This window comes from Sphingomonas gei (assembly GCF_004792685.1).
Classification (GTDB): domain Bacteria; phylum Pseudomonadota; class Alphaproteobacteria; order Sphingomonadales; family Sphingomonadaceae; genus Sphingomonas; species Sphingomonas gei.
The window spans coordinates 495,458-522,427 of the sequence record NZ_SRXT01000001.1 but is presented as its reverse complement, the minus strand read 5'-3'; the positions used below and the strand labels follow the sequence as shown (position 1 = coordinate 522,427).

Annotated in this window: 33 protein-coding genes; 6 read left to right on the top strand and 27 right to left on the bottom strand. The window is 65.7% G+C overall.

The genetic code is table 11. The annotated features are described in order from the left end of the window. Positions 1–57: 57 nt before the first annotated feature. From nuoI to thiE, 18 genes are all read right to left on the bottom strand, one after another. Complete coding sequence (nuoI, locus tag E5A73_RS02275; protein WP_135962162.1) at positions 58–543, bottom strand: NADH-quinone oxidoreductase subunit NuoI; 486 nt, start codon at positions 541–543, stop codon at positions 58–60. Beyond that, positions 540–1,595: an NADH-quinone oxidoreductase subunit NuoH gene (gene nuoH, locus E5A73_RS02270; RefSeq protein ID WP_135962161.1), complete on the bottom strand. Its 1,056-nt coding sequence runs from the start codon at positions 1,593–1,595 to the stop codon at positions 540–542. Before nuoH ends, nuoI begins: the two co-directional genes overlap by 4 nt. Continuing rightward, positions 1,592–3,592 (bottom strand): NADH-quinone oxidoreductase subunit NuoG, encoded by a 2,001-nt coding sequence (gene nuoG / locus E5A73_RS02265; protein WP_135962160.1) that lies wholly within the window; start codon positions 3,590–3,592, stop codon positions 1,592–1,594. Before nuoG ends, nuoH begins: the two co-directional genes overlap by 4 nt. Beyond that, positions 3,592–4,896, bottom strand: coding sequence for an NADH-quinone oxidoreductase subunit NuoF (gene nuoF / locus E5A73_RS02260; protein WP_135962159.1), 1,305 nt, complete (start codon positions 4,894–4,896; stop codon positions 3,592–3,594). Before nuoF ends, nuoG begins: the two co-directional genes overlap by 1 nt. After that, a complete protein-coding gene (locus E5A73_RS21160; RefSeq protein WP_168355776.1) occupies positions 4,897–5,070 on the bottom strand; it encodes a hypothetical protein in 174 nt (57 codons plus the stop codon). It lies immediately after the preceding gene. Next, entirely contained in the window at positions 5,067–5,738 is a 672-nt protein-coding gene (locus tag E5A73_RS02255) for a complex I 24 kDa subunit family protein (RefSeq protein WP_135962158.1), read from the bottom strand. The genes E5A73_RS21160 and E5A73_RS02255 overlap by 4 nt, the downstream gene beginning before the upstream one ends. After that, positions 5,731–5,967, bottom strand: coding sequence for a hypothetical protein (locus tag E5A73_RS02250; RefSeq protein WP_135962157.1), 237 nt, complete (start codon positions 5,965–5,967; stop codon positions 5,731–5,733). The genes E5A73_RS02255 and E5A73_RS02250 overlap by 8 nt, the downstream gene beginning before the upstream one ends. Then, positions 5,964–7,205 (bottom strand): NADH-quinone oxidoreductase subunit D, encoded by a 1,242-nt coding sequence (locus E5A73_RS02245; RefSeq protein ID WP_135962156.1) that lies wholly within the window; start codon positions 7,203–7,205, stop codon positions 5,964–5,966. The genes E5A73_RS02250 and E5A73_RS02245 overlap by 4 nt, the downstream gene beginning before the upstream one ends. Next, a complete protein-coding gene (locus tag E5A73_RS02240; RefSeq protein WP_135962155.1) occupies positions 7,202–8,113 on the bottom strand; it encodes an NADH-quinone oxidoreductase subunit C in 912 nt (303 codons plus the stop codon). The genes E5A73_RS02245 and E5A73_RS02240 overlap by 4 nt, the downstream gene beginning before the upstream one ends. Next, the gene (locus tag E5A73_RS02235; protein WP_135962154.1) at positions 8,110–8,658 is read right to left on the bottom strand and encodes a NuoB/complex I 20 kDa subunit family protein; all 549 of its coding nucleotides are present in this window, start codon (positions 8,656–8,658) and stop codon (positions 8,110–8,112) included. The genes E5A73_RS02240 and E5A73_RS02235 overlap by 4 nt, the downstream gene beginning before the upstream one ends. Beyond that, a complete protein-coding gene (gene ndhC, locus E5A73_RS02230; RefSeq protein ID WP_135962153.1) occupies positions 8,649–9,038 on the bottom strand; it encodes an NADH-quinone oxidoreductase subunit A in 390 nt (129 codons plus the stop codon). Before ndhC ends, E5A73_RS02235 begins: the two co-directional genes overlap by 10 nt. Before the next feature lie 202 nt (positions 9,039–9,240). Further along, entirely contained in the window at positions 9,241–10,062 is an 822-nt protein-coding gene (locus tag E5A73_RS02225; RefSeq protein WP_135962152.1) for an inositol monophosphatase family protein, read from the bottom strand. Beyond that, positions 10,062–11,024, bottom strand: a complete 963-nt coding sequence (locus E5A73_RS02220; RefSeq protein WP_135962151.1) for a hypothetical protein — start codon at positions 11,022–11,024, stop codon at positions 10,062–10,064. The genes E5A73_RS02225 and E5A73_RS02220 overlap by 1 nt, the downstream gene beginning before the upstream one ends. Continuing rightward, entirely contained in the window at positions 11,024–11,587 is a 564-nt protein-coding gene (gene efp / locus E5A73_RS02215) for an elongation factor P (RefSeq protein WP_135962150.1), read from the bottom strand. Before efp ends, E5A73_RS02220 begins: the two co-directional genes overlap by 1 nt. 52 nt (positions 11,588–11,639) lie before the next feature. Next, positions 11,640–12,119: a GFA family protein gene (locus E5A73_RS02210; RefSeq protein WP_135962149.1), complete on the bottom strand. Its 480-nt coding sequence runs from the start codon at positions 12,117–12,119 to the stop codon at positions 11,640–11,642. A 29-nt stretch (positions 12,120–12,148) separates the two neighbouring features. Further along, complete coding sequence (locus E5A73_RS02205) at positions 12,149–12,760, bottom strand: M23 family metallopeptidase (protein WP_168355774.1); 612 nt, start codon at positions 12,758–12,760, stop codon at positions 12,149–12,151. Between the two features lie 4 nt (positions 12,761–12,764). Further along, the gene (locus E5A73_RS02200) at positions 12,765–13,778 is read right to left on the bottom strand and encodes a L,D-transpeptidase family protein (RefSeq protein ID WP_135962148.1); all 1,014 of its coding nucleotides are present in this window, start codon (positions 13,776–13,778) and stop codon (positions 12,765–12,767) included. A 73-nt stretch (positions 13,779–13,851) separates the two neighbouring features. Then, positions 13,852–14,544: a thiamine phosphate synthase gene (thiE, locus tag E5A73_RS02195; RefSeq protein WP_135962147.1), complete on the bottom strand. Its 693-nt coding sequence runs from the start codon at positions 14,542–14,544 to the stop codon at positions 13,852–13,854. Between thiE and E5A73_RS02190 the strand changes: the two genes are divergently transcribed. Then, positions 14,543–15,292, top strand: a complete 750-nt coding sequence (locus tag E5A73_RS02190; protein WP_135962146.1) for a DUF72 domain-containing protein — start codon at positions 14,543–14,545, stop codon at positions 15,290–15,292. The two genes, thiE and E5A73_RS02190, sit on opposite strands and share 2 nt — an antisense overlap. Here the strand turns inward: E5A73_RS02190 and E5A73_RS02185 are convergent. From E5A73_RS02185 to tkt, 8 genes are all read right to left on the bottom strand, one after another. Further along, positions 15,282–15,935 carry an O-methyltransferase gene (locus E5A73_RS02185; protein ID WP_240699973.1) on the bottom strand — a complete coding sequence of 218 codons (654 nt, stop codon included), beginning with the start codon at positions 15,933–15,935 and terminating at the stop codon, positions 15,282–15,284. The genes E5A73_RS02190 and E5A73_RS02185 overlap by 11 nt on opposite strands. Positions 15,936–15,952: 17 nt before the next feature. Continuing rightward, complete coding sequence (locus E5A73_RS02180; RefSeq protein ID WP_135962144.1) at positions 15,953–16,354, bottom strand: putative quinol monooxygenase; 402 nt, start codon at positions 16,352–16,354, stop codon at positions 15,953–15,955. After that, complete coding sequence (locus E5A73_RS02175) at positions 16,351–16,848, bottom strand: hypothetical protein (RefSeq protein WP_135962143.1); 498 nt, start codon at positions 16,846–16,848, stop codon at positions 16,351–16,353. The genes E5A73_RS02180 and E5A73_RS02175 overlap by 4 nt, the downstream gene beginning before the upstream one ends. Before the next feature lie 7 nt (positions 16,849–16,855). Further along, the gene (locus tag E5A73_RS02170) at positions 16,856–17,770 is read right to left on the bottom strand and encodes a class I fructose-bisphosphate aldolase (protein WP_135962142.1); all 915 of its coding nucleotides are present in this window, start codon (positions 17,768–17,770) and stop codon (positions 16,856–16,858) included. Positions 17,771–17,916: 146 nt separating this feature from the next. After that, a complete protein-coding gene (locus tag E5A73_RS02165) occupies positions 17,917–19,692 on the bottom strand; it encodes a methyl-accepting chemotaxis protein (protein WP_240699972.1) in 1,776 nt (591 codons plus the stop codon). A gap of 120 nt (positions 19,693–19,812) precedes the next feature. Further along, on the bottom strand, positions 19,813–21,000 hold the full coding sequence (locus E5A73_RS02160) for a phosphoglycerate kinase (RefSeq protein ID WP_135962141.1): 1,188 nt from the start codon (positions 20,998–21,000) through the stop codon (positions 19,813–19,815). Between the two features lie 101 nt (positions 21,001–21,101). Next, positions 21,102–22,109 (bottom strand): type I glyceraldehyde-3-phosphate dehydrogenase, encoded by a 1,008-nt coding sequence (gene gap / locus E5A73_RS02155; RefSeq protein ID WP_135962140.1) that lies wholly within the window; start codon positions 22,107–22,109, stop codon positions 21,102–21,104. Further along, positions 22,106–24,073 (bottom strand): transketolase, encoded by a 1,968-nt coding sequence (gene tkt / locus E5A73_RS02150; RefSeq protein ID WP_135962139.1) that lies wholly within the window; start codon positions 24,071–24,073, stop codon positions 22,106–22,108. The genes gap and tkt overlap by 4 nt, the downstream gene beginning before the upstream one ends. Positions 24,074–24,240: 167 nt before the next feature. Here tkt and E5A73_RS02145 point away from each other — a divergent pair, with 167 nt between their 5' ends. From E5A73_RS02145 to E5A73_RS02125, 5 genes are all read left to right on the top strand, one after another. Further along, positions 24,241–24,429: a hypothetical protein gene (locus E5A73_RS02145; RefSeq protein WP_135962138.1), complete on the top strand. Its 189-nt coding sequence runs from the start codon at positions 24,241–24,243 to the stop codon at positions 24,427–24,429. Next, complete coding sequence (locus tag E5A73_RS02140; RefSeq protein WP_135962137.1) at positions 24,429–24,731, top strand: cell division protein ZapA; 303 nt, start codon at positions 24,429–24,431, stop codon at positions 24,729–24,731. The genes E5A73_RS02145 and E5A73_RS02140 overlap by 1 nt, the downstream gene beginning before the upstream one ends. A gap of 218 nt (positions 24,732–24,949) precedes the next feature. Continuing rightward, a complete protein-coding gene (locus E5A73_RS02135) occupies positions 24,950–25,501 on the top strand; it encodes a 5-formyltetrahydrofolate cyclo-ligase (protein ID WP_135962516.1) in 552 nt (183 codons plus the stop codon). Further along, a complete protein-coding gene (locus E5A73_RS02130; protein WP_276605796.1) occupies positions 25,483–25,716 on the top strand; it encodes a DUF2842 domain-containing protein in 234 nt (77 codons plus the stop codon). The genes E5A73_RS02135 and E5A73_RS02130 overlap by 19 nt, the downstream gene beginning before the upstream one ends. A 57-nt stretch (positions 25,717–25,773) precedes the next feature. After that, positions 25,774–26,202 carry a DoxX family protein gene (locus E5A73_RS02125; RefSeq protein ID WP_135962136.1) on the top strand — a complete coding sequence of 143 codons (429 nt, stop codon included), beginning with the start codon at positions 25,774–25,776 and terminating at the stop codon, positions 26,200–26,202. On the opposite strand, the gene E5A73_RS02120 is transcribed toward E5A73_RS02125, so the two are convergent. Continuing rightward, entirely contained in the window at positions 26,199–26,789 is a 591-nt protein-coding gene (locus E5A73_RS02120; RefSeq protein ID WP_135962135.1) for a hypothetical protein, read from the bottom strand. The genes E5A73_RS02125 and E5A73_RS02120 overlap by 4 nt on opposite strands. Positions 26,790–26,970: the final 181 nt, after the last annotated feature.

The following is a 26,970-nucleotide window of genomic DNA, read 5'->3' as shown; positions in this document are numbered from 1 at the left end:
CGAGGCGGGCTTCGACAGGCTCAGCCCGAACGGGGGTTGGGTGAATTTGGCGGGGCATTAACGGTACGGTGCATCGGCGGCAAGGTTCGCGGCGATCGCGCGCTCCCAGCGGTCGCCGTTGGCGAGCAATTTGTCCTTGTCGTAGATCAGCTCTTCGCGCGTCTCGGTCGAGAATTCGAAGTTCGGCCCCTCGACGATCGCATCGACCGGGCACGCCTCCTGGCACAGCCCGCAATAGATGCACTTGGTCATGTCGATGTCGTAGCGCGTCGTGCGGCGGCTGCCGTCGTCGCGCGGCTCGGCCTCGATCGTGATCGCCAGTGCCGGGCACACCGCCTCGCAGAGTTTGCACGCGATGCAGCGCTCTTCGCCATTGGCATAGCGGCGCAGCGCGTGCTCGCCGCGGAAGCGAGGCGAGATCGGGTTCTTCTCGTACGGATAGTTGATCGTCGCCTTGGCCTTGAAGAAATACCGCAAGGTCAGCCAGTGCGCCTTGAGGAACTCCCACAGCGTGTAGGAACGGATGATCTGGGCAACGCTCATGCGGGCAATCCAACCCGGGCAATCATCAGATACCCGGAAACGAGGAACACGAAGGTCAGCGACAGCGGCAGGAAGATTTTCCAGCCCAGCCGCATCAGCTGGTCGTAGCGATAGCGCGGGACGGTCGCCTTCACCCAGCTGAACACGAAGAAGAAGAACAGGATCTTGGCGAACAGCCAGATTATGCCGGGGACCCAGTAGAGCGGCGCCCAGTCGAACGGGGGCAGATAGCCGCCCCAGAAGAGCGTCGCGTTGAGCGTGCACATCAGCAGCACATTGGCATATTCGCCGAGCCAGTAGAGTGCGAAGCTCATCGACGAATATTCGGTCTGATAGCCCGCGACGAGCTCGGACTCGGCCTCGGTCAAATCGAACGGCGCGCGCTGGGTTTCGGCGAGCGACGAGATGAAGAACACCACCGCCATCGGGAACAGCAAGGGGTTGAACCCGAAGCCGTTGAGGAAGCCGAGGACATGGCCCTGCTGCTGGTCGACGATGCCGGAGAGGTTGAACGTCCCCGCCCACAGCACCAGCGAGACCAAGACGAAGCCGATCGAGACTTCGTAGCTCACCATCTGCGCCGCGGCGCGGATCGCCGAATAGAACGGATATTTCGAGTTGGACGACCAGCCCGCGAGGATGATCCCGTAGACGCCGAGCGAGGAGGCCGCGAGAATGTAGAGCAGCCCGACATTGATGTTGGAGAGCACCACCCCGAGCTGGAACGGCACCACCGCCCAAACGATCAATGCGACCGTGAAGGTGATGATCGGTGCGATCAGGAACAGGACCTTGTTCGCGCTCGACGGGATGATGGTTTCCTGGAGGAACACTTTGAGCCCGTCGGCGAAGCTCTGCAGCAAGCCGAACGGGCCGACCACGTTAGGGCCGCGGCGCAGCGCCATCGCCGCCCAGATCTTGCGGTCGGCATAGATGATCATCGCCACCGCCAGCATCAGCGGCAGCGCGATCACGAGGATCCCGACGATCGTCGCGACGAACCACGCCCAGCCGAACGGCAGGCCGATGGTGTTCTGGAAGAAGGCGGTCATTCCGCTGCCTCCGCAAATTCCTCGCCGTGGAGCAGTTCGGCCGAGCAGCGCTGCATCGTCGGCGACGCGCGGCAGATCGCGTTGGTCAGGTAGAAGTCGGCGATCGGATAGGTTACCGAACCCGTGGAGGTCGCGGAAAGCGCGGGCGCAGCCCATGGGAAGGTCACCAGACCCTCCTGCCCTAGCGCCGGCACTTCCGCCGCCATCGCAGCACGCAGTTCGTCGAAGCTGTCGAACGGCAAGGTCCGGCCGAGCCGGTCGGAGAGCGCACGCAGGATCGACCAGTCCTCGCGCGCGTCGCCCGGCGCGAACACCGCGCGGTCGGCGTGCTGGACGCGGCCTTCGAGGTTCACATAGGTCCCCGGCTTCTCGGCATAGGTCGCCGAGGGCAGGATCACATCGGCATGATGCGCGCCCTTGTCGCCATGATGGCCGATGAACACCTTGAAGCTGTTCGCGAATTTCGAGAAATCGACTTCGTCGGCGCCTAGGAAGAAAGTCAGCTTGGGCGCGGCGGCAACCACATCGGCGATACCGCCCCTCTGCGCAAAGCCGAGCATCAGCGCGCCCATCCGCGCCGCGGCGGTGTGGATCACACCGAAGCCGTTCCAGCCCTCGCGGACAAGGTTCATCGGCTCGACCAGCGCCAGTGCCCCGCCGAACCCGTCCTTGAGTGCGCCCGGCCCGACGATGACGAGCGGCTTGCTCGCCCCGTCGAACGCCTGGACCACCTGATCGGGCAGCTTGCCGAGCAGCGACAGATCGTTGCCCAGCCATTCGAGCTTGTAGGTCAGGTCGACCTCGGGCCCGATCGCGAAAACCTTGGCGCCCTTCTTGATTGCCTTGCGGATCCGCGTGTTGATCAGCGGCGCTTCCCAACGCAGGTTGCTGCCGATCAGCAGGATCGCATCGGCCTCCTCGACGCCCGCGATGGTCGGGTTGAACGCGACTGCGCCAAGGCTCGACACGTCATAGGCCATGCCGGTCTGGCGGCTCTCGAGCAGCTCCGATCCGAGGCCCTTGAGCAGCGCCTTGGCGGCATACATCGTCTCGCAATCGAGCAAATCGCCGGCGATCGCTGCGACGCTCGACCCGGCATTCACGGCGGCGATCGCATCGAACGCCTCGTCCCAGCTCGCCTCGACCAATTTGCCGTCGCGCCGCACGAACGGCCGGTCGAGCCGCCGACGGACGAGCCCGTCGACATGATAGCGCGTCTTGTCGTGCGCCCATTCCTCGTTGACGTCCTCGTTGATCCGCGGAAGCACGCGCATCACCTGGCGGCCGCGGCTGTCGGCGCGGATATTCGTGCCGACTGCGTCCATCACGTCGATCGACAGGTTCCGCTTGAGCTCCCAGGGCCGATATTCGAACGCCACCGGCTTGTGGGTCAGCGCGCCGACCGGGCAGAGATCGACGGTGTTGCCGGAGAGCTCGCTCTTGAACGCCTTCTCCAGATAGGTCGTGATCTGCATGTCCTCGCCGCGATAGATCGCGCCGATTTCGTCCACCCCGGCGACTTCCTCGCCGAAGCGCACGCAGCGGGTGCACTGGATGCAGCGGGTCATGATCGTCTTGATGATCGGACCCATATATTTCTCGGTCACCGCGCGCTTGTTCTCGGTGTAACGGCTATGGCCCTTGCCATAGGCGATCGACTGGTCCTGCAGGTCGCATTCGCCGCCCTGATCGCAGATCGGGCAATCGAGCGGGTGGTTGATCAGCAGGAATTCCATCACGCCTTCGCGCGCGGCCTTGACCATCGGGCTGTCGGTGCGGATTTCCTGATTGTCGGCGGCGGGCAGCGCGCACGAAGCCTGCGGCTTGGGCGGCCCGGGCTTCACTTCGACAAGGCACATGCGGCAATTGCCGGCGATCGACAGCCGCTCATGATAGCAGAAGCGCGGAATCTCCTTGCCCGCGGCCTCGCAGGCCTGGAGCACCGTCGCGCCCTGCGGCACTTCGACTTCGATACCGTCTACTTTGAGCTTGGGCATTATTCGGCAGCCTCTTGCATCGGCGCGGTGCCGGTGCCGTTGCGTTCGTTGATCCGCCGCTCGATCTCGGGGCGGAAATGGCGGATCAGGCCCTGGATCGGCCACGCCGCGGCGTCGCCGAGCGCGCAGATCGTGTGGCCTTCGACCTGCTTGGTGACCTGATGCAGCGTGTCGATCTCGCTGATGTCGGCGTCTCCAGTGCGCAGCCGCTCCATCACCCGCCACATCCAGCCGGTGCCTTCGCGGCACGGCGTGCATTGGCCGCAGCTCTCATGCTTGTAGAAATAGCTGAGGCGGCTGATCGCGCGGACGATGTCGGTCGATTTGTCCATCACGATCACCGCGGCGGTGCCGAGGCCTGAGCCGACGGCCCTCAGCCCGTCGAAGTCCATCGCACAGTCCATGATCTGCGCCGCGGGAACCAGCGGCACCGACGAGCCGCCGGGGATCACTGCGAGCAGATTGTCCCAGCCGCCGCGGATGCCGCCGCAATGCGTCTCGATCAGCTCGCGGAAGCTGATGCTCATCGCTTCCTCGACCACCACCGGCTTGTTCACATGGCCGCTGATCTGGAAGAGCTTGGTGCCCTTGTTGTTCTCGGCACCGAAGCTGGAAAACCACTCCGGCCCGCGCCGCAGGATCGTCGGGACGACCGCGATCGATTCGACATTGTTGACCGTGGTCGGACAGCCATAGAGGCCGGCACCCGCCGGGAACGGGGGTTTCAGCCGCGGCTGGCCCTTCTTGCCCTCGAGGCTCTCGAGCATCGCGGTCTCTTCGCCGCAGATATAGGCGCCGGCGCCGCGATGGACGAACACGTCGAAATCATAGCCCGAGCCCGCGGCATTCTTGCCGAGCATGCCCGAATCATAGGCCTCGCGCACCGCCGCGAACAGCGTCTCGGCCTCGCGGATATATTCGCCGCGGATATAGATATAGGCGGCGCGCGCGCGCATCGCGAAGCCGGCGATCAGCGCGCCTTCGATCAACTTGTGCGGATCGTGGCGGATGATCTCGCGGTCCTTGCACGAGCCCGGCTCGGACTCGTCGGCGTTGATCACGAGGAAATTGGGCCGGTCGGGCCGTGGCTCCTTGGGCATGAACGACCATTTGGTGCCGGTCGGGAAGCCGGCGCCGCCACGCCCGCGCAGGCCCGAGGCCTTGACGCGGTCGATGATCGTGTCCTGGCCGAGCGCCATCAGCGTCTTGGTATCGTCCCAGTCGCCGCGCATGCGCGCAGCCGGCAGGTTCCATGGCTGGAAGCCGTAGACGTTGGTGAAGATGCGGTCCTTGTCCTGAAGCATTTAGCGCCCCTGCCCCACGAGCTTCTGGATCACGATGTACGCGACCACTGCGAGCCCGACGAGGATGATGAGTCCGAGCAATTTGAACGCGACCTTGAGCAGCACGCCGCCGACGACGATCGCGCCGATGACCGCGAGGACGACGAACAGGACATTCTTGGTGTCCGCGCTCATGCCCATTCCCCGCGATAATCGTGGTTCTCGGTCACCATCGCAGTGAGGTTGGTCGTGCCGCCGGAAGCTTCGACGGTGTGCCGTCCCGGCTCCTGCGTGCCGGTCTTGGGGCTCTCGCCCTTGGCCAGTGCATCGAGGATCGCGATCGTGCGGTCGAAATCCAAATCCTCGAAATTGTCGTCGTTGATCTGCACCATCGGCGCCGATGCGCAGCTGCCGAGGCATTCGACTTCGGTCAGCGTGAACAGCCCGTCGGCGGTGGTGTGCCCCTTGTGCATCCCGCGGCTCTTGCACGCCGCGAGCACGTCGTCGCTGCCGCGCAGCATGCACGGCGTCGTCCCGCAGACCTGCACATGATAGCGGCCGACCGGCACGAGGTTGAACATCGTGTAGAAGGTCGCGACCTCGAACACGCGGATATAGGGCAGCCCGAGTTCGCGCGCGACGAACTCGATCACCGGCACCGGCAGCCAGCCCTGCGTGTTGGTCTCCGCACCGACCTGGCGCTGGGCGAGATCGAGATACGGAAGCGTGCAGCTCTGCTGCCGGCCCGCCGGATAGCGGCCGAGGATTTCGCGCGCCTTCTCGGCATTCTCGGGCGACCAGGCAAACGCGCCCCAGCGCGCGCGGGTCTCGGCCTCGTCGGGAAGTTGGGGTGCGTCAGCCATTATGCGAGTCCGTCAGGTCTAGGCGGCGGTCGATCCGCTCGATGCGATCGGTGAGCCGGTCAAGGCGGTTGTTGGTTCCGGAAACCGCGATGACGAGACTGCCGACATGTTCTTCGGCCGCCGTCACGCGCACCTTCAGATCGCGAACGTCGAACTTCAGCTCGGACACGTCCACCTGCATCTTCTGAAGCACCGAGTAGATCAGTTCGTTGGTTACGGGCTCGCTCACCGGTCGCACTCCCCGAACACGATATCCATCGCACCCAGAACCGCGGTGATGTCGGCGAGCATGTGGCCCTTGGTCATGAAGTCCATCGCCTGGAGGTGGCTGAACGCTGTCGGGCGAACCTTGCAGCGATACGGCTTGTTGGTGCCGTCGCTCACCAGATACACGCCGAACTCGCCCTTGGGGCTCTCGGTGGCGACATACACCTCGCCCGCCGGGACGTGATAGCCTTCGGTGAACAGCTTGAAGTGATGGATCAGCGCTTCCATCGATTGCTTCATCTCGCCGCGGCTCGGCGGCGCGACCTTGCGGTCGAGCGTCAGCACCGGGCCTTCGGGCATCTCGTTCAGGCACTGCTTCATGATCCGCGCCGATTGGCGGACTTCCTCGACGCGCACCATGAACCGGTCATAGCAGTCGCCGCGGGTGCCGACGGGCACGTCGAACTCCATCCGGTCGTACACATCGTATGGCTGCGAGCGCCGGATATCCCAGGGGATGCCCGCGGCGCGGATCATCGGGCCCGAAAAGCCCCATTTGACCGCGTCGTCGCGGCTGACCACGGCGATGTCGACGTTGCGCTGCTTGAAGATGCGGTTCTCGGCGACCAGGCTGATCGCATCCTCGAACAGCCGCGGCAGCCGCGTGTCGAGCCAGTCGGCGATATCGGTGAGCAATTTGAGCGGCACGTCCTGCCGCACGCCGCCGACGCGGAAATAGTTCGCGTGCATCCGCGCGCCCGATGCGCGCTCGTAGAAGTTCATGCAGTCTTCGCGCAGCTCGAACAGCCACAGGTTCGGCGTCATAGCGCCGACGTCCATGACGTGCGAACCGAGGTTGAGCATGTGGTTCTTGATGCGAGTCAGCTCGGCGAAGAACACGCGGAGATATTGCGCGCGGAGCGGGACTTCCAAGTCGAGCAGTTTCTCGACCGCGAGCACATAGCTGTGCTCCATCGCCATCGGCGAGCAATAATCGAAGCGGTCGAAATACGGCAGAGCCTGAGTGTAGGTCTTGTACTCGATCAGTTTCTCGGTGCCGCGGTGGAGCAGCCCGATATGCGGATCGATCCGCTCGATGATCTCGCCGTCCAGCTCGGTGACGAGGCGCAGCACGCCGTGCGCCGCGGGGTGCTGCGGGCCGAAATTGATCGTGTAATTGGCGATGGCGACGTCGCCGGTGGTCGGATCGTTGAGATCCTTGCCGTCGCGCGCAATCATTTCGTCGACAGTGTCGGTCATTGGTTCTGCCCCTCACCCTTGGTGGGGATGACGTCCGAGTCCTTGGGCTTCTGATCGGGCTGGTTGCCGGGATCGCTGTCGCCTGCTCCGGTATCCTGCGGGCCGTCCTTGGTCTTCGAGCGCTTGGCCTGCGGCTCGGTTGGCTTCACCGAAGGCGAGTCGGCCTTGGCGATCTCGTCGGCGCTGAGCGGCGTCGGCGCGCCCTTGGCCTCGGGGACCTTGGGAGCGTCGCTCGGCGGAGGCGTGGGCGCGGCGGGCTTGGCCTGCGGCGTGTCGGCGGGCCCTGGTCCGGGTGCGGCCTTCTCGTCGCCGGGCAGCACATAGGCCGCCCCTTCCCATGGGCTCATGAAATCGAAGTTGCGGAAATCCTGCGCCAGATTGACCGGCTCATAGACGACGCGCTTGGCCTCTTCGGAGTAACGCAGCTCGACATAGCCGGTCTGCGGAAAGTCCTTGCGCAGCGGATGCCCGACAAAGCCGTAATCGGTGAGGATGCGGCGCAGATCGGTGTTGCCGTCGAACAGCACGCCATACATGTCGTAGACTTCGCGCTCGAGCCAGCCGGCGACCGGCCAGATCCCCGTAACCGACGGCACCGGCTTCTCTTCGTCGGTGGTCACCCGCACGCGGATGCGGTGATTCCGGGTGAACGACAGCAGCTGGTAGACCACGTCGAAGCGTTCGGCGCGCGACGGATAATCGGCGCCGGCGATCTCGCTCAATTGCTGATATTCGAGACCCGGCGTGTCGCGCAGCGCGAGCATTACCTCGACAAGACGATCGCGCACGACGGTCAGCGAGACCTCGCCCACGGCATCCTTGCTCTCGACGATCGCATCGCCGAGCGCGGCCTGCGCAGCCTCGATCACGCCGTCATTGGGCGCATATTTCGGAGCAGGTGCCCTCACCGTTCGAGTGTCCCGATGCGGCGGATCTTCCGCTGGAGCTGCATCACCCCGTACAGCAACGCCTCGGCGGTCGGCGGGCAGCCGGGGACGTAGATATCCACCGGCACGATCCGGTCGCAGCCGCGCACGACGCTGTAGCTATAGTGATAATAGCCGCCGCCATTGGCGCAACTGCCCATCGAGATGACGTATTTGGGCTCGGACATCTGGTCGTAGACCCGGCGCAGGGCGGGTGCCATCTTGTTGCAGAGCGTGCCCGCGACGATCATCACGTCCGACTGGCGCGGAGAAGCGCGCGGCGCGGCGCCGAAGCGCTCCATGTCGTAGCGCGGCATGTTGACGTGGATCATCTCGACCGCGCAGCAGGCGAGCCCGAAGGTCATCCACCACAGGCTGCCGGTCCGCGCCCATTGGAACAGCTCCTCGGTCGACGTGACGAGGAAACCCTTGTCGCCGATCTCGGCATTGATGTCGTCGAGGAACGCCACATTGGGCAGCGTCCCTGCCGCCAAAGGATTCTGGGTAGGGCTGAGTTCTACTCCCACTCCAACGCACCTTTCTTCCACGCATAAACCAGTCCGAGCGCGAGCTCGGCAATGAAGATCATCATAGAGATCCACGCTGTCCAGCTGGCACCGGCCGAACCCATTTTGAACACCGATACTGCCCAGGGATACAGGAACGCCGCCTCGAGATCGAAGATGATGAACAGGATGGCGACAAGGTAGAAACGCACGTCGAACTGGCTGCGCGAATCCTCGAACGCCGGGAAGCCGCACTCATATTCGGTGAGCTTCTCAGGTGTCGGCTGATGGGTGCCGGTGAGCCGGCCCACCAGCATCGGCAGGAACACGAAAGCGCTCGAAAGCACCAGCGCGACGCCGAGGAACAGCAGGATCGGCAGATATTCGCTTAGATCGACCAAGGTGCCTTCTCGCAGATGCGGAAACTTGAGGCGCTTTAGGACTGTGGAGGGGGTGCGGCAAGGCCCGGAAGGTGTGAGAATCACTCGCAATAAGTGACGGTTCAGACGCGCAAAACCGTCATCCCGGCGAAAGCCGGGATCTCATGCAATCAAGCGCCGCTTGCGGCCCGAGATCCCGGCATTCCCCGGGACGACGGGCAAGTCACTTATTCCGCAGCGAACCTGCAACCAGCTTGTGCAGCTTGTTGTGGAGCACGTCGTTTGCCGCGAGGTATTGGTTGCGCTCACGCGGCATGTCCTGCCCGCGAAAATCGGTGACATAGCCGCCGGCTTCCCTGACCAGCAAGATCCCCGCCGCGACGTCCCAGGGCTGGAGGTTCGATTCCCAGAAGCCGTCGAACCGTCCCGCCGCCACCCAGGCCATATCGAGCGCCGCGGCGCCGAACCGGCGTATGCCCGCGACTTCGGGCGCCACTGCGCCGAAGATCCGGCTCCATTCGGCGAAATCGCCATGGCCGAGGAAAGGGATGCCCGTTGCGATCAGCGCGTCGGAGAGGTCGCGCCGCGCCGAAACGCGCAGGCGCTGGTCCTGCAGCCACGCGCCCCGGCCCTTTTCGGCCCAGAAGCTCTCGTCGGTGATCGGCTGGTAGATATAGCCATGGGTGATCTCGGGCTTGCCCTGCGCCCCGTGCGGATCCTCGACTGCGATCGACATGCAGAAATGCGGGATGCCGTGAAGGAAGTTGCTGGTGCCGTCGAGCGGATCGATGATCCAGCGCGGCTTGTCGGGATCGCCGGCGATCTCGCCGCGCTCCTCGACGAGGAAGCCCCAATCGGGCCGCGCCTTCTGGAGCTCCTCGATCAGCGTATCCTCTGCGCGCCGGTCGGCCACGGAGACGAAGTCCGCGGGCCCCTTGCGGCTCACCTGGAGGTGCTGGACTTCGTTGAAATCGCGCCGCAGCCGCGGCCCCGCCTTGCGGACCGCGCGCTCGATGACGGTGATGATGCCGGAATGAGAAACCATTACTTGCCGATCGTCTGAAGGGTTTGCGCGAAATCCTGGACGGATTTAGCGAGTACGAGTTCGTGTCGATTGAGTTCGTTCAAAAGCGCGACCACTTCGGTGAGCGGCACGACCGGTCGACGCCCGGCACGCTGCAGCGCCAGCGCAACCCCATCGCCCGAAGCTGCGATGCTATCGATGAACAACGTCGAAGGACCGATGAGTTGTTCCATCGAAGCGTCACCGCCGACGAGCGCGCGGAGCGTGACCTTGTCCTGTTCCCAACTGGTGCGGACCGCGGCGACGGCCGCCCGCGCCCGGAGGACCAGCGCGTTCAAGCTGCCTCCGATCGCAAAGCCCGCCGGGCCGACCGCCCCCGTCATCGGCAGTTTCGTCGCTTCGGCCACGACGATCCGCAGCTCCAGCGCGTTGCGGGTGAAGCCGAACCGTCCAACCGCCTGATATGCGCGAAGCTGCAGGATCGTGCCGTCGACGAGCGCCGCTCCCCCTGCCCGCAGCTTGGGAAATATCTGCGCCGCGCCAGCGCGATCGTTCGCGGCCACCCTGGTGAAAAACGCATCGAGCTGGTCCATATAGCTCAGCGCGCCGACGAATTGCTTGCGCTGTTCGTCGACGAGGCGATCCAGGTCGTAATGGGCGCTGGTCCGAACCTCCGGCGGCGCGGGCCTGAATCGGCCGAGCGCTTCCGCAGACTGGCGATAGGCGGCACGGACCCGCTCCATGCAGGGCCGAATCGAAGTCAGCGTCGCGCGCGCCGTCGCGGCGTCGTGGACCGCACCGACCGCATTGCCGAGCTGAGGACCGCAGGCCGCGACGGCCGTCGCGGGCTCGGCGGACAGCGCCGCGAACTCGCCCAGCCACCTGCCGGCGGCAACGGCGGGGTCGGCTGCTGGAGGGGTCTGCGCGCCTGCCGGCGTAGCGGCGAACAGCGCCGCCGCGAAGAGCAGGCGCACCCGCATCATCAGTCCGCCCGGCGGACGTAGGTCTGTTCGTATACGTCGACGACGATCCGGGTTCCGCTCGCAATATGCGGCGGGACCATCACGCGGACGCCGTTCTCGAGCACCGCGGGCTTGTACGAAGACGAGGCCGTCTGGCCCTTCACTACCGCGTCGGCCTCGACGATCGTCGCTTCGATCGTGTCGGGCAACTGCACGCTGATCGGGCGCTCGTCGTACAGCTCCATCACGACGTCCATGCCGTCCTGCAGGAATGCCGCGGCGTCGCCGAGGATGCCCGCATCGAGCGTGATCTGGTCGTAGGTCACCTTGTCCATGAACGTCAGCGCATCGCCGTCGCGGAACAGGAACTGGAAGTCCGTCGTGTCGAGCCGCACCCGCTCGACCGTCTCCGCCGAGCGGAAGCGGACATTGTTCTTGCGGCCGTCGATGAGGTTCTTCATCTCGACCTGCATGTACGCACCGCCCTTGCCGGGCTGGGTGTGCTGAATCTTGACGGCCTTCCAGATGCCGCCTTCATATTCGATGATGTTGCCGGGACGGATGTCCACGCCGCTGATCTTCATGGATCGAGACCTGTAAGCTGAGAAAGAGCGAAGGCTGCGCCTTAGCCGCGCATCACGCTTCGGGCAAGCGCGCCGCCAGTGCCGCGTCGATCCGGCCCTGTGCCACGTCATTCCACAGCGGCGGATCGTCGGGGGTCGGCAGCCCGGGAAAGCTCGGCACGTCGTCGGGCACATGGACCAACGGGTGCCGAGTCACCGTGAAGAAATGCGCGTCGGGCAGGACCCGTTCGTCCAGCGTGCCAGCACGAACAAAGTAGATCGCCTCCCCGAAATCGGGATGCGTGCCCCACAGGCCGACGCCGCATCGCGGGCAGCGCGCGCTGCTCGTCGGGGGCACGCTGCCCACCCGCGAGACGAGGATCTCCGGCACGCCTTCGGTAAGGATTTCAAGCCGATCCGCCTCGATCATCGCATTGATCGCGAACGCCGATCCGGTCTCGCGCTGGCAGACGCGGCAATGGCATCCGTTCACGAAGATCGGCGCCGAGTTCATCCGGAAGCGAATATACCGGCAATTGCAGCCGCCTTGCATCACGCACCTGCTGTGTCCCCGGTCGCAGGTTAGGGAGCGCTCCGGCGTCCGGCAAGCAAAGGATAGGGATTGACCGGCTGGCCCTTCCACCAGCTCTCGGCCGGCTCCATGTGCGACATCGCGAAATGCAGGTGGAAATTGCCGGTGCCGGCATTGCCGGTATCGCCGACATAGCCGAGCAGCTCGCCGGCCTTGACCTGCATCCCTTCGACCACCCCTGGGGCGTAGCGCTGGAGATGCGCGTAATAATAGCACCATTGCCGGTCCGGCGAGCGCACGTAGAGCGTGATCCCGCCCCCGCCTTCGCTGTAGAATAGTTTCTCGATCACGCCTGGCGCCGCGGCGATCACCGGCGTGCCGCCCGGCGCCATGATGTCATTCGCCTGGTGCGTGCGTGCGCCGTTCGCGCGTGCCTGGCCCCAGGTGTCGACGATCTGCGAGCGCTGGACGCCTTGCACGGGCACGACAAGCAGCGGGTGGGTCCAATTGCCGCCCGCCGCAGGCGGTGCTTCCGCAGTCTGCGCAGCCGGTCTGGCGACCGACGCCTCGGGGTCCCCGGGCACGATGCGGATCATCGACGCCAGCCCCACCAAGGCCAGCAGCAGGATCGCCGCCACCCCTATCGTCAGCCGCTTCAGCACGGCCTCACTCCTGGAACACGGCCTTGGCGCCGGGCTTGATCATCAGCGCCAGCCGCGCCGCGTCCCAATTCGCCAGCCGGATGCAGCCATGGCTCTGGGTGCGACCGATATTCTGCGGCTCCGGCGTGCCGTGGATGCCGTAATGCTCCTTGGACAAATCGAGCCACACCACGCCCACCGGGCCGTTCGGACCGGGCGGCAGCAGCGTCTTCTCGTCGCCGGGCTTGGCATCCCAGAACAGGTCGGGGTTGAAGTGGAACTTGGGGTTGGTGTCGATCACGTTGATCTTCCACGTGCCGATCGGCAGCGGATCGTGCTGGCTCCCCATCGACGCAGTGAACTGCGCGATGAGCTTGTCGTTCGCGTCGAAGACCTTGAGCACCTTTTCCGACTTGTCGACGACAAGATGATCACCTGCCGGCTGGCGCGCATCGACATTGAGGTCGGTCAGCGTCTGGCGCCATTCGGGCTTGATATTGCCTGGATAGTCGCGCGATTCGGGCACGACGTTGGGGAAGAAGAACGCCCGGCCCGGCGCGATCTCGCCACCGCCCGGATTGAGCTCGACGAGGATCTCGGGCGTGGTGTGGAACATCTCCGCCAGTTTCTCCAGCGGCCGGCTATAGCCCAGCGTCGGAAGCTTCGCCTGTTCCTCGGGGCCCTTGGGCAACGGATTGAAGAACGGTCCCTGCAGCATCGCCGGGTCGAGCGTCACCCGCGTGGTCGGGCGGCGGGCGCGATATTGGTGCAGCGCGCTCAGCGTCGCGCGATCGAGTTCGCCGCTGGTCTCGAGGCCGCGTGTCAGCTGGAACCCCTTCAATGCCGCGGTGAGCGACTGGCCGGCGCGTCCGTCGACGATCCCCGGCGAGAAGCCGAGCGAGTCAAGGATCACCTGCGCGTGCAGGATCGTCCAGTCGATCGGTGGCTTGTCCTTGGGGGCGTCCGCTTTGGGCGCCGCTGCCAGCGGGCTGAACGCGACTGCCGCCGCGCACGCTGCGACACCTAGAATTTTACGCAAAACAGCCACTCCCGATCAACAAGCTCAGCGCGCCAACGAACGCGCACGCGCTTGTTTCCGATCGGGTCCTGCTTCAGCCCGCGAGCACCGCCTCGAACGCCTTGACCGCCGCGGCTTCGTCGCCACCCCACACCGCTGCCGATACCGCGATGAAGTCCGCGCCCGCATCGATCAGCGGCCGTGCGTTTTCGGGGGCGATCCCGCCGATCGCGACGCACGGCATCTCGAACAGCGTCGTCCACCAGCTCAGGATCGGCGGCTCCGCACGGTGCCGCACGTGCTTGGTGGTCGTCGGATAGAAGCTGCCAAAGGCGACATAGTCTGCCCCCGCCTCGCCGGCCTCCATAGCCAGATGGCGGCTGCCATGCGCCGTCACGCCGATCTGCGCCGAGGGCCCGAGCACCGCGCGCGCCTCGCGCGGGTCGCCGTCGTCCTGCCCCAGATGCACCCCGTCGGCGCCGAGCCTTTTGGCGAGGCTGATGCTGTCGTTGATCAGGAACGCCACGTCACGGTCGCCGCAGATCCGCTGCAGCGGCTCGGCCAGCCGCGCCGCCTCGTGCTGGTCGACATCCTTCACCCGGAACTGGAACGCCGCCACCGGCCCCGCGTCGAGCGCGCGCGCCAGCCGATCGGCGAACCCGCCGGTCACATCGAGCGGCGAGACCAGGTACAGCTGGCATTTGGGCCGCCGGCTGTCGCGAACGAATTGATCCGCAAAGCCTTCCAGCGCGTTGTCTGCGTCCAGGTCGTCTTCGGGATCGTGCATGGTAAGCTCCGGATTGGCGGATATCCGCATCGGTTGTTCAGGCTGGATCTACGCCCATTGGCGTGGCCGCTTCTACCCCGAGAAGCTGGCGGTCAAGAACTGGTTCGCCTTCTACGCCGAGCATTTCGACACCGTCGAGATCAACAACAGCTTCTATCGCCTGCCCAAGCCCGAGACGTTCGATGCCTGGCGCGCGCAGGCGCCGCCGGGCTTTTGTTACGCGGTCAAGGCTAACCGCTTCCTCACCCAGGCCAAGAAGCTCAAGGATTGCGAAGAACCGATCGCCCGGATGATGGCGCCCTTCCGCCACCTCCAGCCGGTGCTCGGCCCGATCCTCTACCAGCTCCCGCCACGCTTCCGCGTCAACCTGGAACGGCTCGAAAGCTTCTTGCAGCTGATTCCGAAGGACGTAACCAACGTCTTCGAATTCCGTGACAAAAGCTGGTATGCTGACGAGGTGTTCGCTCTGCTCGATCGCTACGGCGCGAGCTTCTGCGCGCACGACATGGCGGGGCTGGAGAGCCCACGGATCGCGATCGGCCCGGCAGCCTATGTCCGCCTCCACGGCGGCGCAGGCAAATATTGGGGCCGCTATCCGGACGAACGCCTGCTCGACTGGGCCGACTGGATGCTGGATCAGGCGCGCAGCGGCCGGACGGTGTGGGCCTATTTCAACAACGACATCGACGCGCACGCCATCCACGACGCACAGACCCTCAAGTCGATGATCGGCCAGATCAGCCGGTGACGCGCGCGATCAGAAAGCCGTCCCAATGCTTCGCGCCGACGGTCTGCACCGCGGTGGCATCGAGCCGAGGTTCGTGCGCCACTGCGTCGAACAGCGCCCGCGTGCCCTGAATCCGCGGATCGTCGCTCGCGGCGTCGAGCACGCCGCCCTCGCGGACCACATTGTCGACGATGATCGTCGTGCCGGGGCGCGACAGCGCCAGCGCCGCGTTAAGATAGGCGACATTGCCCTGCTTGTCGGCATCGATGAACACCAGATCGAACGGAGTTTCGCCGGCAGCGATCATTGCGTCGAGCGTGTCGATCGCCGGACCGGTCCGGACATCGACTCGGTCGGCCAGCCCGGCGGCGGCGATATTGATGCGCGCGGTGTTCGCGTGGTGCGGCTCGAGCTCCAAGGTCACCAATTGCCCGTTGTCCGGCAGCGCGCGGGCCAACCAGATCGTCGAATAGCCCCCCAGCGTGCCCACTTCGAGGATCCGCCGCGCCCCCGCCATGCGCGCAAGCAAATGCAGCATCTTGCCTTGCGCGGCGGACACGTCGATCGCGGGCAAGCCGGCCGAAGCATTTCGCTCCAACGCTGCGTCTAGCACAGGGTCGGCGGCCAGCAACTTGCCGACGATATAGGCGTCCACCGCTTCCATCGTCGCCTCCGGCATCGCTAGCCCCGCCAGAAGCTTGCCGCGTCCACCGGTCGCGTCTCTGCGCTCAGGTCGAAGCCCGCGATCAACGGTCGCCCCTTGGCGATCGCATCGCGCACCGCCGGCAATTGCAGCGACGCCTTGTGACTCGCCGCATCCTCCCAGATCTCGGTGATCCAGATCGCGTCTCCGTCCTTGGCATCCTCGGCGATCAGATAGGCCCGGCATCCCGGCATCGCGGCGGTGCCCGAGCCGAGGATCGCGATCAACTCGGCGCGCTTGCCTGGCTGCGCCTTCATTTTGCCGACCATGCCGAACGGAATCTGGTCTTCCATCTTCGTCCCCTTTGCCACTGCGTGCGTTCCGATCAGCGCTAGCCCCAGCCCGGCGAGCACCGGCCGACGCCCGTAATTGCTGCTCATTCTGCCGCGACCTCCCTGCCGCTCGCACCAATAGCAGCGAGCAGCGCGCGTTGAAACGCCGCGGGATCGTCGAACCGGTGCGCCACACGGCGGATCGACCGTCGTCCAGGCAGCGCGTTGCGGAGTTCGATCAGCACATTCGGATAGGCGATCAGCGCGAGGTTGAGCACGTCCCGCCCCTTCACTTCCTCGCCATCCCAATGCGTGCGGATTTCGGCGATCTCGCCAAGCGGCACGCGTACCGAACGCAGCCGTCCGGCGCGCAGCACAACGCCATCGTCGTCGATGACCACCGGCAGCCGCCGGAACGAGGCGACAACGACAAACAGCCAGACGACTCCCGAGAGGCTGATCAGCGACAACATCAGCGCGACGCGCCAGTCCCACAGCGCCACCAGAAAATGCACGACGACGAGTTCGATGCAGGCGAGCCCGAAGAACACCCACATCATCGGCGCGAGGCTGCGATGATAGGGATGTTCGCTCGGGCTCACCTGCCGGTCATTCCTCGTTCCTGTAGATGCGCACCAATTTATCGAGCATGGCGAGGGCGTCCTCGCGCTTGCGCTGGAAGGTGTTGCGGCCGATGATCGAGCCGTTGCCGCCGCCGTCGCGGATGTCACGCGCATCCTGGTAGACTGCGTCCTCGCCCTTCGCCGCACCGCCCGAGAAGACGACGATGCGGCGACCGTTGAAGCAGCTCTTGACGACATGCTTGACTCGATCGGACTGCGCCGACCAGTCAGTGCCCTCATAGGCCTTCGCTGCGTCCTTCTGCTCGATATGCGCAGTCGGCAGCTTGACCTTGATGATGTGCGCGCCGAGCAACGCCGCCATGTGCGCGGCATAGGCGCCGACGTCGAGCGCGAGCTCGCCTTCCTTGGAAAGCAGGCCGCCACGCGGATAGGACCAGATCACCGTGGCGATGCCGACCGACTTGGCCTGCGCCGAGAGCTCCTTGATCTCCTCCATCATGTCGAACAGATCGTCGGCGCCCGGATAGATCGTGAAGCCGATCGCCGAGCAGCCGAGCCGCAGCGCATCGTCGACGCCGCTGGTCACTGCCTGGTTGATGCCGGTCGCCCAGCTGTTCGAGCTGTTGACCTTGAGGATCGTCGGGATCTGGCCGGCGAAGGTTCCGGCCCCCGCCTCGATCATCCCCAGCGGCGCGGCATAGGCCGAAAGCCCGGCATCGATCGCGATCTGGAAATGATAATGCGGGTCATAGGCGTCGGGATTGACGGCGAAGCTGCGCGCCGGGCCGTGCTCGAAGCCCTGGTCGACCGGCAGGATCAGCAGCTTGCCGGTCCCGCCCAGCTTGCCCTGCATCAGGATGCGCGCGAGGTTGGCCTTGACCCCGGGATTGTCGGATTCGTAGTTCGCGAGGATGGCGCGGACTGCGGGCGTGATGCTCATGACTTCCCTTTGATTCGTTGCCGTGTGCAAAGGTCCCTATCGCACTGCACAAGAAGCGGGAACCGCTGACAACGCTGACGAGACAAGTCTGTCGAACGAAACGGGAAACCGGGTCTGCCCGACGCCCAGCCACACGCGCTCCCTGGTCAGTGCACCGAAGCGAAATGCCGCTCGCTGGAGCGATTGCCGGCGCCGCCGTCCTCCGACACCTTGAAGCGCGCCGCCTGGCGGGCGAGCGCCGTCACTTCGTTGCTCAGCGTGCGCGATGCCGCCGAAGTCTCCTCGACCATCGCCGCGTTCTTCTGCGTCGCCTGGTCCATCGTCGCGACCGCGCTGCTGATCTCGGTCACCGCGCTGGCCTGCGCCTGATTGTCGGCCGCCATGGTGCCGAGCAATTTGTGCACGTCGCTGACGCCGGTTTCGATCCCGGCCAGCGCTCCACCGACCTTCTGCACCGCGGCAACGGCGGTTCCGATCTCGTTCTGCGTGGCGACCAGCTGCTCGCGCGCGAGCTTCGCTTCCTCCTCGGCGCGCATCGCCAGCGCCGAGACCAGGTCGGCGACGACTGCGAAGCCCCGCCCCGCCTCTCCGGCACGGCCCGCCTCGACCGCGGCGTTCATTGCCAGCACGCGCGTCTGGAAGGCGATCTTGTCGAGGCCCTCGATCACATCGTCGATACCCTTGGCGCTGTCCGAAACGCGGCCCATCGCCTGCACCGCTTGATCGGTGATCGCGCGGCCAGCCTGCACCTCGGTCATCGCACCATCGGCGCTGCGCACCGTCTGCACCGCCGCGTGCGCAGTCGCCTTGAGCCGGCCGCCCATTTGCGCGATCGCAGCCGAAGTCTCTTCGAGGCTCGCCGCGTTGCTCTCGGTGCGGCGCGCCAGATCCTCGGAAGCCGTGGCGATCTCGCTCGATCCCGCCTGGATCGCCTCGGCGCCGTCTCGGACGCTGCCGATCAGGTCGCGCAGCGCGCCCAGCGCGTCGTTGAAATTGGTCCTCACCACGGCATAATCCGCAGGGAAGCCCGCGCCGATCTCCGCGGTGAGGTCGCCTTGCGACAATTTGCCGAGCCCATCGGCGAGCGTGTCGACCACCAGTTTCTGCTCGGCGTCGGCAATGGCCTTGGCGCGGTCAGCCGTCTCCTTGGCCACCGCCGAGTCGCGGAACACGAGCACCGCGCGCGCCATGTCGCCCAGTTCGTCGCCGCGATCCCCTTCCGGCACGTCGACTCGATTCTCGCCGCCGGCCAGCTTCTTCACCACCCCGGTGAGCGCGATGACCGGACGGCCCAGGAGTCCACGCAACAGCACCCACAGGCCGAGTGTGACGAGCAGCATGACGATCACGCCGGTGCCGATTGCCCATTCCTGGTCATGGCTGGCGGTGCTCATTTCCTCGAGACTTGCCTGCACCGCCGCATATTTCTCTTCGCGCAACGCTTCGGCGCCATCGGTCATGTCCTCCACGGCATGCGAAGCGCCGCTGCTCCCGGCGAGTTCGTGGATCCGCGTCGCCTGCGTCTCGGACATGTGCGCAAGCAGCGGATCCGCCGCGGTCCGACGCCACGACGCCGTCGCCGCCTGCGTCTTCTCGAGCAACGCGGCGTCCTTGGGATCGGACAGCATCGGCGCCAGCGCCTTGGCGGCGGTATCGAAGCGCTTCATGCTGTTCTCGAACGCGGCCGCATCGCGCGGATCGCCGCTCACTGCGAAGCCGCGCAAGTCCGCGATCGCAGTCAGCAGCGCATTCTCGACCTGCGCCGAAAGCGCCTGCTCCTTGTCGACTTGCTCGTTCGTCGCAGTGAGCGCCGAGACGTGCGACGAGACGAGGAAAACATAGCCCAGAGTCACGACCGCCGCGGCCATGATCGCCGCGAATGCCGCAGCGAGCTTCTTGGAAATCGACAGGGATCTCAGCATGGACGATGGCTTCCGAAACGCGCGGACGAAATACGATCGTCTGCAATATCGGAACCATTATAGGCGGACGTAGCGTCACGCCCCCGGTTACCGCGCCATATCTACGGCACGGCCGGCGCCTCAGCGCGCGAGCGCGGCGACGCCGGGCAATTCCTTGCCTTCCATCCACTCCAGAAACGCACCGCCTGCAGTGGAAACGAAGCTGAAATCCCCGGCCACCCCGGCCTGATTGAGCGCAGCAACCGTGTCCCCGCCCCCGGCAACCGACACCAGCGAGCCCTCCTTGGTCAGCGCGGCAGCGGTTTTCGCCAGCGCGACGGTGGCGGCGTCGAACGGCGGCGTTTCGAACGCGCCGAGCGGTCCGTTCCACACCAGGGTCCGGCAATTCTTGAGCACGTCGGCGAGCGCCTCGGTCGCGGCGGGACCGACATCGAGGATCATCTCATCGTCGGCGACTTCGTGGACGTTGACGATGCGCACCGGCGGATTGGCGCGGAATTCCTTCGCCACCACCACGTCATAGGGCAGATGCACGGTGCAGTTCGCTCTGTCGGCGGCGTCGAGGATTTCTTCCGCGGTGCCGGTCAAATCATGTTCGCACAGCGACTTGCCGACATTCACGCCGCGCGCGGCGAGGAAGGTGTTGGCCATCCCGCCGCCGATGATCAGATGGTCGACCTTGGCGACGAGATGCCGCAGCACGTCGAGCTTGGACGAGACCTTGGCGCCACCGACCACCGCTGCAACCGAATGCTCGGGATTGCCGAGCGCCTTGTCGAGCGCGTCGAGCTCGGCTTCCATCTGGCGGCCCGCGAAAGCGGGGAGCTTGCGCGCCAGCCCCTCGGTCGAGGCATGCGCGCGATGCGCCGCGGAGAAGGCGTCGTTGACATAGAGGTCACCGAGCGCCGCGAAGCGGTCGACAACGGCGGGGTCGTTCTTCTCCTCGCCGCCGAAGAAGCGGGTATTCTCGAGCACTGCGATGTCGCCCGGCTGGAGCGTCGCGACGTTCGCCGCGGCGCCTTCCCAATCGACATAACGCACCGTCCGACCCAGCACCGTCTCATAGGGCTTGACGATCTGCGCCAGCGAGAATTCGGGCGTCGGAGCCTTGGGCCGGCCGAAATGGGCGAGGATCAGCACGATCGCACCGCGGTCGGCGAGCTCGGCGACGGTCTGCACCGTGGCGCGCAGCCGCGTGTCGTCGGTCACCGCGCCGTCGGCCATGGGCACGTTGAGGTCTTCGCGGACGAGGACTCGCTTGCCGGTGACGTCGCCCATGTCGTCAAGCGTCTTGAAGTTGCGCGCCATCTATCCCTCTTTTCGTCATCCCGGCGAAAGCCGGGACCCAGGGTCCCGGGCGACGCCGCTCTTGGCTCTGGGCCCCGGCTTTCGCCGGGGTGACGGAGTCGTTACGAAAGCTTCGCCATCGCGGTCGCGGTGTCGACCATGCGGTTCGAGAAGCCCCATTCATTGTCGTACCAGCTCACCACGCGGACGAGCTTGCCGTCGATGACTGCGGTCTCGAGGCTGTCGACCGTCGACGAAGCCGGCGTGTGGACGATGTCGATCGAGACCAGAGGCTCGTCCGAATAGACCAGGATACCCTTGAGCGGGCCCTCTTCCGAAGCCTTTTTGAGGATCGCGTTCACTTCGTCGCGCGTCACGTCGCGCTTCGGGGTGAAGGTCAGGTCGACCAGGCTGCCGTCGGGCACGGGAACGCGGATCGCCGAACCGTCGAGCTTGCCCTTGAGCTCCGGAAGCACTTCGCCGACCGCGCGGGCGGCGCCAGTGGTGGTCGGGATGATATTCATCGCCGCGGCACGGGCGCGACGCAGGTCCGGATGGATCTGGTCGAGGATCTTCTGGTCGTTGGTATAAGCGTGGACCGTGGTCATCAGCCCGCGCTCGATGCCGATTGCGTCGTTGAGCACCTTGGCGACCGGTGCGAGGCAATTGGTGGTGCACGATGCGTTCGAGACGATCGTGTGGCCGGCCTCGAGCTTGTCGTGGTTGACCCCGAACACGACGGTCAGATCGACATTCTTGCCCGGTGCCGAGATCAGCACCTTCTTGGCACCGGCATCGATATGCTTCTGCGCGCTCGCACGATCGGTGAAGAAACCGGTGCATTCGAGCACCAGTTCGACGCCGCTCTCGGCATGCGGAAGGTTCGCCGGATCCTTCTCCTTGGTCACCTTGATCCGCTTGCCGTCGATGACGAGGTCGTCGCCGTCGGCCGAGACCGTGCCCGGATATTTGCCATGGACGCTGTCACGCGAGAACAGCCAGGCGTTGGACTTGGCGTCGGCGAGGTCGTTGATCGTCACCAGCTCGAGCCCGCTATCCGGACGCTCCAGGATCGCGCGCGCGACCAGCCGTCCGATGCGCCCAAAACCGTTGATCGCAACCTTCGTCATGCCTGTTCTCCGTTCAACCTGGCGAGGATCCGCGGGACGATGTTCCCTGCGGTGAGCCCATACTGCTCGTAGAGCCCCAGATAGGGACCCGAGGCGCCGAATACATCGACGCCGAAACGAAGTCCGTCGCTGCCGGTATAGCGCTCCCACCCGAAGGTCGCCCCGGCCTCGATCGACACCTTGAGCGCGTCGTGCGGCAGCACGTCGTTTTTATACTGCGCGTCCTGCGCCTCGAAATGCTCGAAGCTCGGCATCGACACGACATCCGCCCCGATCCCCTGCGCTTCGAGCGCCTCGCGCACCGCGACGGCGACCTCGACTTCCGAACCGGTGGCGATCACCACCACCTTCCGAGGCGCCTCGGCCTCGAACAGCGCATAGCCGCCGCGGGCGCAGCGGTTTTCGGCCGCTTCGGTGCGCAACTGGGGCAGATTCTGCCTGCTGAGCGCGAGCAAGGCCGGGCCATCGGTCCGCGACAGTGCCAGCTCCCAGCATTCGGCGGTCTCGACCGTGTCGCACGGTCGATAGACATGGAGATTGGGGATGAGGCGCAGGCTCATCAGATGCTCGATCGGCTGGTGCGTCGGGCCGTCTTCGCCGAGCCCGATCGAATCGTGCGTCATCACATAGACGACGCGCGTCTGTTGAAGCGCCGAAAGCCGGATCGCGCCGCGGGCATAGTCCGAGAATACGAGGAACGTGCCGCCATAGGGGATCACCCCGCCGTGCAGCGCCATGCCGTTCATCGCCGCGGCCATGCCGAATTCGCGGATGCCGTAATAGATATAGCGACCTTCATAGGTGCCCGCGGTGAGAGCGACGAGTTGCTTGGTCAGCGTGTTGTTCGAGCCGGTGAGATCGGCCGAGCCGCCGATCGTCTCGGGCAGCAAGGTGTTGATTTCCTCGAGCGCCATTTCGGACGCCTTGCGCGTCGCCACCTTTTGCGGGTTGGCGAGCAATTGCTCGACATAGGGCTTGAGCAGGTCCGCGGGAACTTCCCCGCGGCGGTTCCAGCCGATCCGGTCGGGATGCGCAGCAAGCCGCGCCTGCCACTCGGAATGCGGCTTCGCGCCGCGCTTGCCTGCGGTCAGCCATGCCTCGCGGATGTCGCCGGGGATCTCGAACGCCGGATGGTGCCAGCCGAGCGTCTCGCGCGCGGCGGCGACTTCGTCCTTGCCGAGCGCCGCGCCGTGGACCTTGGAGGTGCCCTGCTTGTTTGGTGCGCCTTTGCCGATGATCGTCCGGCAGCGGATCAGCACCGGGCGGTCCTCGTCGATCGCTTCCTCGAACGCGGCGACGATGCTGTCCTCGTCATGCCCGTCGCATTCGGTGACGTACCAGCCGGTCGCCGCATAGCGCGCCGGAATGTCCTCGCTCGATGAAAGCGACACCGATCCGTCGATGGTGATCCTGTTGTCGTCCCATAGCACGATCAGCCGGTCGAGCTTGAGATGCCCGGCAAGCCCGATCGCCTCGTGGTTGATGCCTTCCATCAGGCAGCCGTCGCCGGCGACTACCCAGGTGCGGTGGTCGACCAGATCGTTGCCGAACACGCCGTTCAAGTGGCGCTCGGCGATCGCCATGCCCACCGCCATCGCGAGGCCTTGGCCCAGCGGACCGGTGGTCGCCTCAATCCCTTCCATCTCGAAATTCTCGGGATGCCCGGCGCACGGGCTGCCGACCTGGCGGAAGCGCTTGATGTCGTCGAGCGTCGGGCGCGCATAGCCAGTCAGGTGGAGCAGCGAATAAAGCAGCATCGATCCGTGGCCGGCCGACAGCACGAAACGGTCGCGGTCGGGCCATTTGGGATCGGCGGGATCGAATTTGAGATAGCGCTGGAACAGCACGGTGGCGACGTCGGCCATGCCCATGGGCATGCCGGGATGGCCCGAATTGGCGGCCTCGACCGCGTCCATCGAAAGGGCGCGGATCGCATTGGCGCAGTCGCTGAAGGAAACGGTCACTCGGACTCCCCTGCTGGTCGCCGACGCCTTTGGGACGCACGCGCCCGCGCGTCAACCGCTCCGCCGGCCGCGATCGGCGAAGCCGTTCACAGGCCTTGGAAAAACGATGGACGGTTGAACGCATCGACTCTTGCCGCGCCGCCCCGCGCTGCCTAATCGAGGCAGCCATGGCCCCAAGCCCCGAAGATCGCATCGAACAGGCACTTGCGCGGATCGAGACCGCGGCTGCGGCGCGCGCTTATGCAACGGCGCGCCTTGCCCGCCGGCATAGCAAGCTGCGCGCCCGGATCGGGGAGGCGGTCGCCTCGCTCGACGTGCTGATGGCGCGCGAGAGCAACAGCGTCGAGGCCGACTGATGGCCGATGTCGACATCAACATCGCGGGCAGGAGCTATTCGATCGCCGCGCGCGACGGCGACGAGCCGCATCTGCGCCATCTCGAATCGATTCTCCAGAAGCACGCCGAAACCGCGCAGCGCGCCTCGGGCGGGCTCAACGCCGAGCGGACCCTGGTCTACCTCTCACTGATTCTCGCCGATCTCGTCGACGACGTGCAGCGCAATCCCCCGCAAGGCGTTTCGCCGGTATTGCTTGAGCGCATCGCCGACCGGCTAGAAGCGGTTGCCGCCGCGCTCGAGGAAGACGCGGCAGAGGCATAACGTCGGTTGCGTCCCACGCTCCCGCCCCCTACATGCATCTACGGCGGGAACTGCCCGGTACGAGCCTAGGCATATCCCTGAGGCTATTCATCATCCATGGGAGCTGTCCCTGTGCAGATCCAGGTCTGTGGCACATGGTTCCCACCTGACGTACCAGGCGTCAGAGGATATTTTGGCAAACGGCCATGGCGGTCCCGCCACCGCATTCGTCCCGCATGATGCTCGACAAGCCCGCGCTCCGCGCCAGGCTGCGCGCCGATCGCGACGGCTTCGCTGCCCAATCCTCCACCGCGATCCTCGCGCCCGAGGCCTTTGTCGAGCGACTCAGGCGCGGTATGACCGTCGCGACCTATTGCCCGGTCGGCAGCGAGGCGGATCCCACCCAGCTCGCCGCCGCCGCCGCCGCTTCGGGCTGCACGCTGGCGTTGCCCTTCGTCGTCGATCGGTCCGCGCCGATCCGCTTCCTTGCCTGGCAGCTCGGCGAGCCGCTGGTCGCCGGCCCGTTCAACCTGCGCCAGCCCCAGCCCACCAGCCCCGAAGTCGCGCCCGACGTCATCCTTACCCCTTTGGTCGGCTATGACCGTCGGCTCAATCGGCTCGGCCAGGGCGCCGGGCATTACGACCGCGCTTTTGCCCGCTACGAAAAGGCCTGGCGGGTCGGAGTCGCCTGGTCGGTGCAGGAGGTTCCGGCTATCCCCGCCGACATCTGGGACGTGCCGCTGCACGCGATCATTACCGAGGAGGGCATGTTGTGGCACGCGGAGAAGTGAAGGCCAGCTGGCGCAAGCCCGCGGGCATGCTCGCGATCCTGCTGCTGATCCTCGTTTGGGTGGTGATCGTCGCCAGCTTTTCCAGCCAGATCGGCGCGCTGCCGATCCTCGTCCAGCTGGTGATCTATGTCGTGCTCGGCATAATCTGGATCACCCCGCTCAAGCCGATGCTGCGCTGGATGGAAACCGGAAACTGGCGCCTTCCCCGCAATTGAGCAGTCGCAAACGCGGGCAAACCCCGCTAGCGCGGGCGCGGCAAAAAGGGAACGAACATGGCATTCAGGCGCAGTCGATCCGCGGGATTCGCAGGCAATTCCGATGCCGCGTTGCTGGTGGCCCGCCTGGTCGTCGGCGCCTTCCTGATCTGGGGCGTCTGGGATGAAATCCAGAGCAGCGCGCGCATGGCCGAATATGCCCGCTTCCTCGGCAGCCACGGCTTTCCCGAGCCGCGCTGGCTCGCCTTGATCTCGGTATGGGCGCAGTTCGCCTGCGGAGTCGGCTTCGTGCTCGGCCTCGCGACGCGCTGGGCCGGGCTGGTCTGCGCGATTCATTTCGCCATCCTCGTCGCGGTGATCGACGCGCGGCTCGGCATCCGCGCCGCTTACCCGGCGACCAGCCTGATCCTGGTCGGCCTGCTCTTCGCGACGCTCGGCGCGGGCGGCTACGCGATCGATTCGAGGTTCGGCGGGTCGCGCCGCTAGGGTTTCGCCGGCGGCTTGTCGCCGGCGGCGGGATCCTTGCCTTTGCCGAATTTGCGCACCGCGAGCCACGCCCCACCCGCTGCGGCGAGCAAGGCCGCCAGCCCGATCAACCATTTCTCGAGTGCACTCATCACGCGCGCGCCGCGCCCGAGCGACTCCTCGATCGCCCTGGCGCGATTCTCGCGCCGCTGTGCAGCGGAGACCTCGACGAGGACATCGACCGGGCGGTTCGCCAGCGAGAAGCGATGGCGGTTGCCGTCGGCACGCACCGCATCGGCTGAAACCTTGAGCAACAGGCGCTGCGGTCCGGGCTGGGTGGGGGTCACCTGCCATTGCCAGATCTCGCGTCGATCGGCGCCCAATCTGCGCTCCGGGCCTTCGTCGCCCTGGAGCTTGATGGTGAACGCCGTCCCGGTCAGATTCGCGGTCATGAACCCGCCGACCTGCAGCGGGCGCTCCTCCAGCCGGCGCCCCTGCCGCCGCACGTCGGCGCGCACTTCCTCGGCGTCCGCCGCCTTGCCGATGCTCAAAGTCAGATCGTAGGTCACGCCCACGGTCATCTTCGCCGGCGGATCGAATGCCAGCATCCCCGGCCGCAGCCGAGCCTTCTGGCGGGTGAACTCGCTGCAATCCGCGGGTGAGACATCATCGTCTACGGCGTCGCAGGATACCAGTCCGTCATCGCTCGACCGAGCGACAGCCGGGACCCGTCCCGCCCCTGTCCCCGTCTCCGCCGGAGGTCCGGCCGAGGCAAGGGGGCCGTCGCGC

Bases quoted from the DNA above. Each gene is read 5' to 3' on its own strand.
- nuoI (WP_135962162.1), bottom strand. From the start codon at position 543: ATGAGCGTTGCCCAGATCATCCGTTCCTACACGCTGTGGGAGTTCCTC.
- nuoH (WP_135962161.1), bottom strand. From the start codon at position 1,595: ATGACCGCCTTCTTCCAGAACACCATCGGCCTGCCGTTCGGCTGGGCG.
- nuoG (WP_135962160.1), bottom strand. From the start codon at position 3,592: ATGCCCAAGCTCAAAGTAGACGGTATCGAAGTCGAAGTGCCGCAGGGC.
- nuoF (WP_135962159.1), bottom strand. From the start codon at position 4,896: ATGCTTCAGGACAAGGACCGCATCTTCACCAACGTCTACGGCTTCCAG.
- E5A73_RS21160 (WP_168355776.1), bottom strand. From the start codon at position 5,070: ATGAGCGCGGACACCAAGAATGTCCTGTTCGTCGTCCTCGCGGTCATC.
- E5A73_RS02255 (WP_135962158.1), bottom strand. From the start codon at position 5,738: ATGGCTGACGCACCCCAACTTCCCGACGAGGCCGAGACCCGCGCGCGC.
- E5A73_RS02245 (WP_135962156.1), bottom strand. From the start codon at position 7,205: ATGACCGACACTGTCGACGAAATGATTGCGCGCGACGGCAAGGATCTC.
- E5A73_RS02225 (WP_135962152.1), bottom strand. From the start codon at position 10,062: ATGGTTTCTCATTCCGGCATCATCACCGTCATCGAGCGCGCGGTCCGC.
- E5A73_RS02220 (WP_135962151.1), bottom strand. From the start codon at position 11,024: ATGATGCGGGTGCGCCTGCTCTTCGCGGCGGCGCTGTTCGCCGCTACG.
- efp (WP_135962150.1), bottom strand. From the start codon at position 11,587: ATGAAGATCAGCGGCGTGGACATCCGTCCCGGCAACATCATCGAATAT.
- E5A73_RS02210 (WP_135962149.1), bottom strand. From the start codon at position 12,119: ATGCAAGGCGGCTGCAATTGCCGGTATATTCGCTTCCGGATGAACTCG.
- E5A73_RS02190 (WP_135962146.1), top strand. From the start codon at position 14,543: ATGGTAAGCTCCGGATTGGCGGATATCCGCATCGGTTGTTCAGGCTGG.
- thiE (WP_135962147.1), bottom strand. From the start codon at position 14,544: ATGCACGATCCCGAAGACGACCTGGACGCAGACAACGCGCTGGAAGGC.
- E5A73_RS02185 (WP_240699973.1), bottom strand. From the start codon at position 15,935: ATGGAAGCGGTGGACGCCTATATCGTCGGCAAGTTGCTGGCCGCCGAC.
- E5A73_RS02180 (WP_135962144.1), bottom strand. From the start codon at position 16,354: ATGAGCAGCAATTACGGGCGTCGGCCGGTGCTCGCCGGGCTGGGGCTA.
- E5A73_RS02170 (WP_135962142.1), bottom strand. From the start codon at position 17,770: ATGAGCATCACGCCCGCAGTCCGCGCCATCCTCGCGAACTACGAATCC.
- E5A73_RS02165 (WP_240699972.1), bottom strand. From the start codon at position 19,692: ATGCTGAGATCCCTGTCGATTTCCAAGAAGCTCGCTGCGGCATTCGCG.
- E5A73_RS02160 (WP_135962141.1), bottom strand. From the start codon at position 21,000: ATGGCGCGCAACTTCAAGACGCTTGACGACATGGGCGACGTCACCGGC.
- gap (WP_135962140.1), bottom strand. From the start codon at position 22,109: ATGACGAAGGTTGCGATCAACGGTTTTGGGCGCATCGGACGGCTGGTC.
- E5A73_RS02145 (WP_135962138.1), top strand. From the start codon at position 24,241: ATGGCCCCAAGCCCCGAAGATCGCATCGAACAGGCACTTGCGCGGATC.
- E5A73_RS02140 (WP_135962137.1), top strand. From the start codon at position 24,429: ATGGCCGATGTCGACATCAACATCGCGGGCAGGAGCTATTCGATCGCC.
- E5A73_RS02135 (WP_135962516.1), top strand. From the start codon at position 24,950: ATGCTCGACAAGCCCGCGCTCCGCGCCAGGCTGCGCGCCGATCGCGAC.
- E5A73_RS02125 (WP_135962136.1), top strand. From the start codon at position 25,774: ATGGCATTCAGGCGCAGTCGATCCGCGGGATTCGCAGGCAATTCCGAT.
- E5A73_RS02120 (WP_135962135.1), bottom strand. From the start codon at position 26,789: ATGCTGGCATTCGATCCGCCGGCGAAGATGACCGTGGGCGTGACCTAC.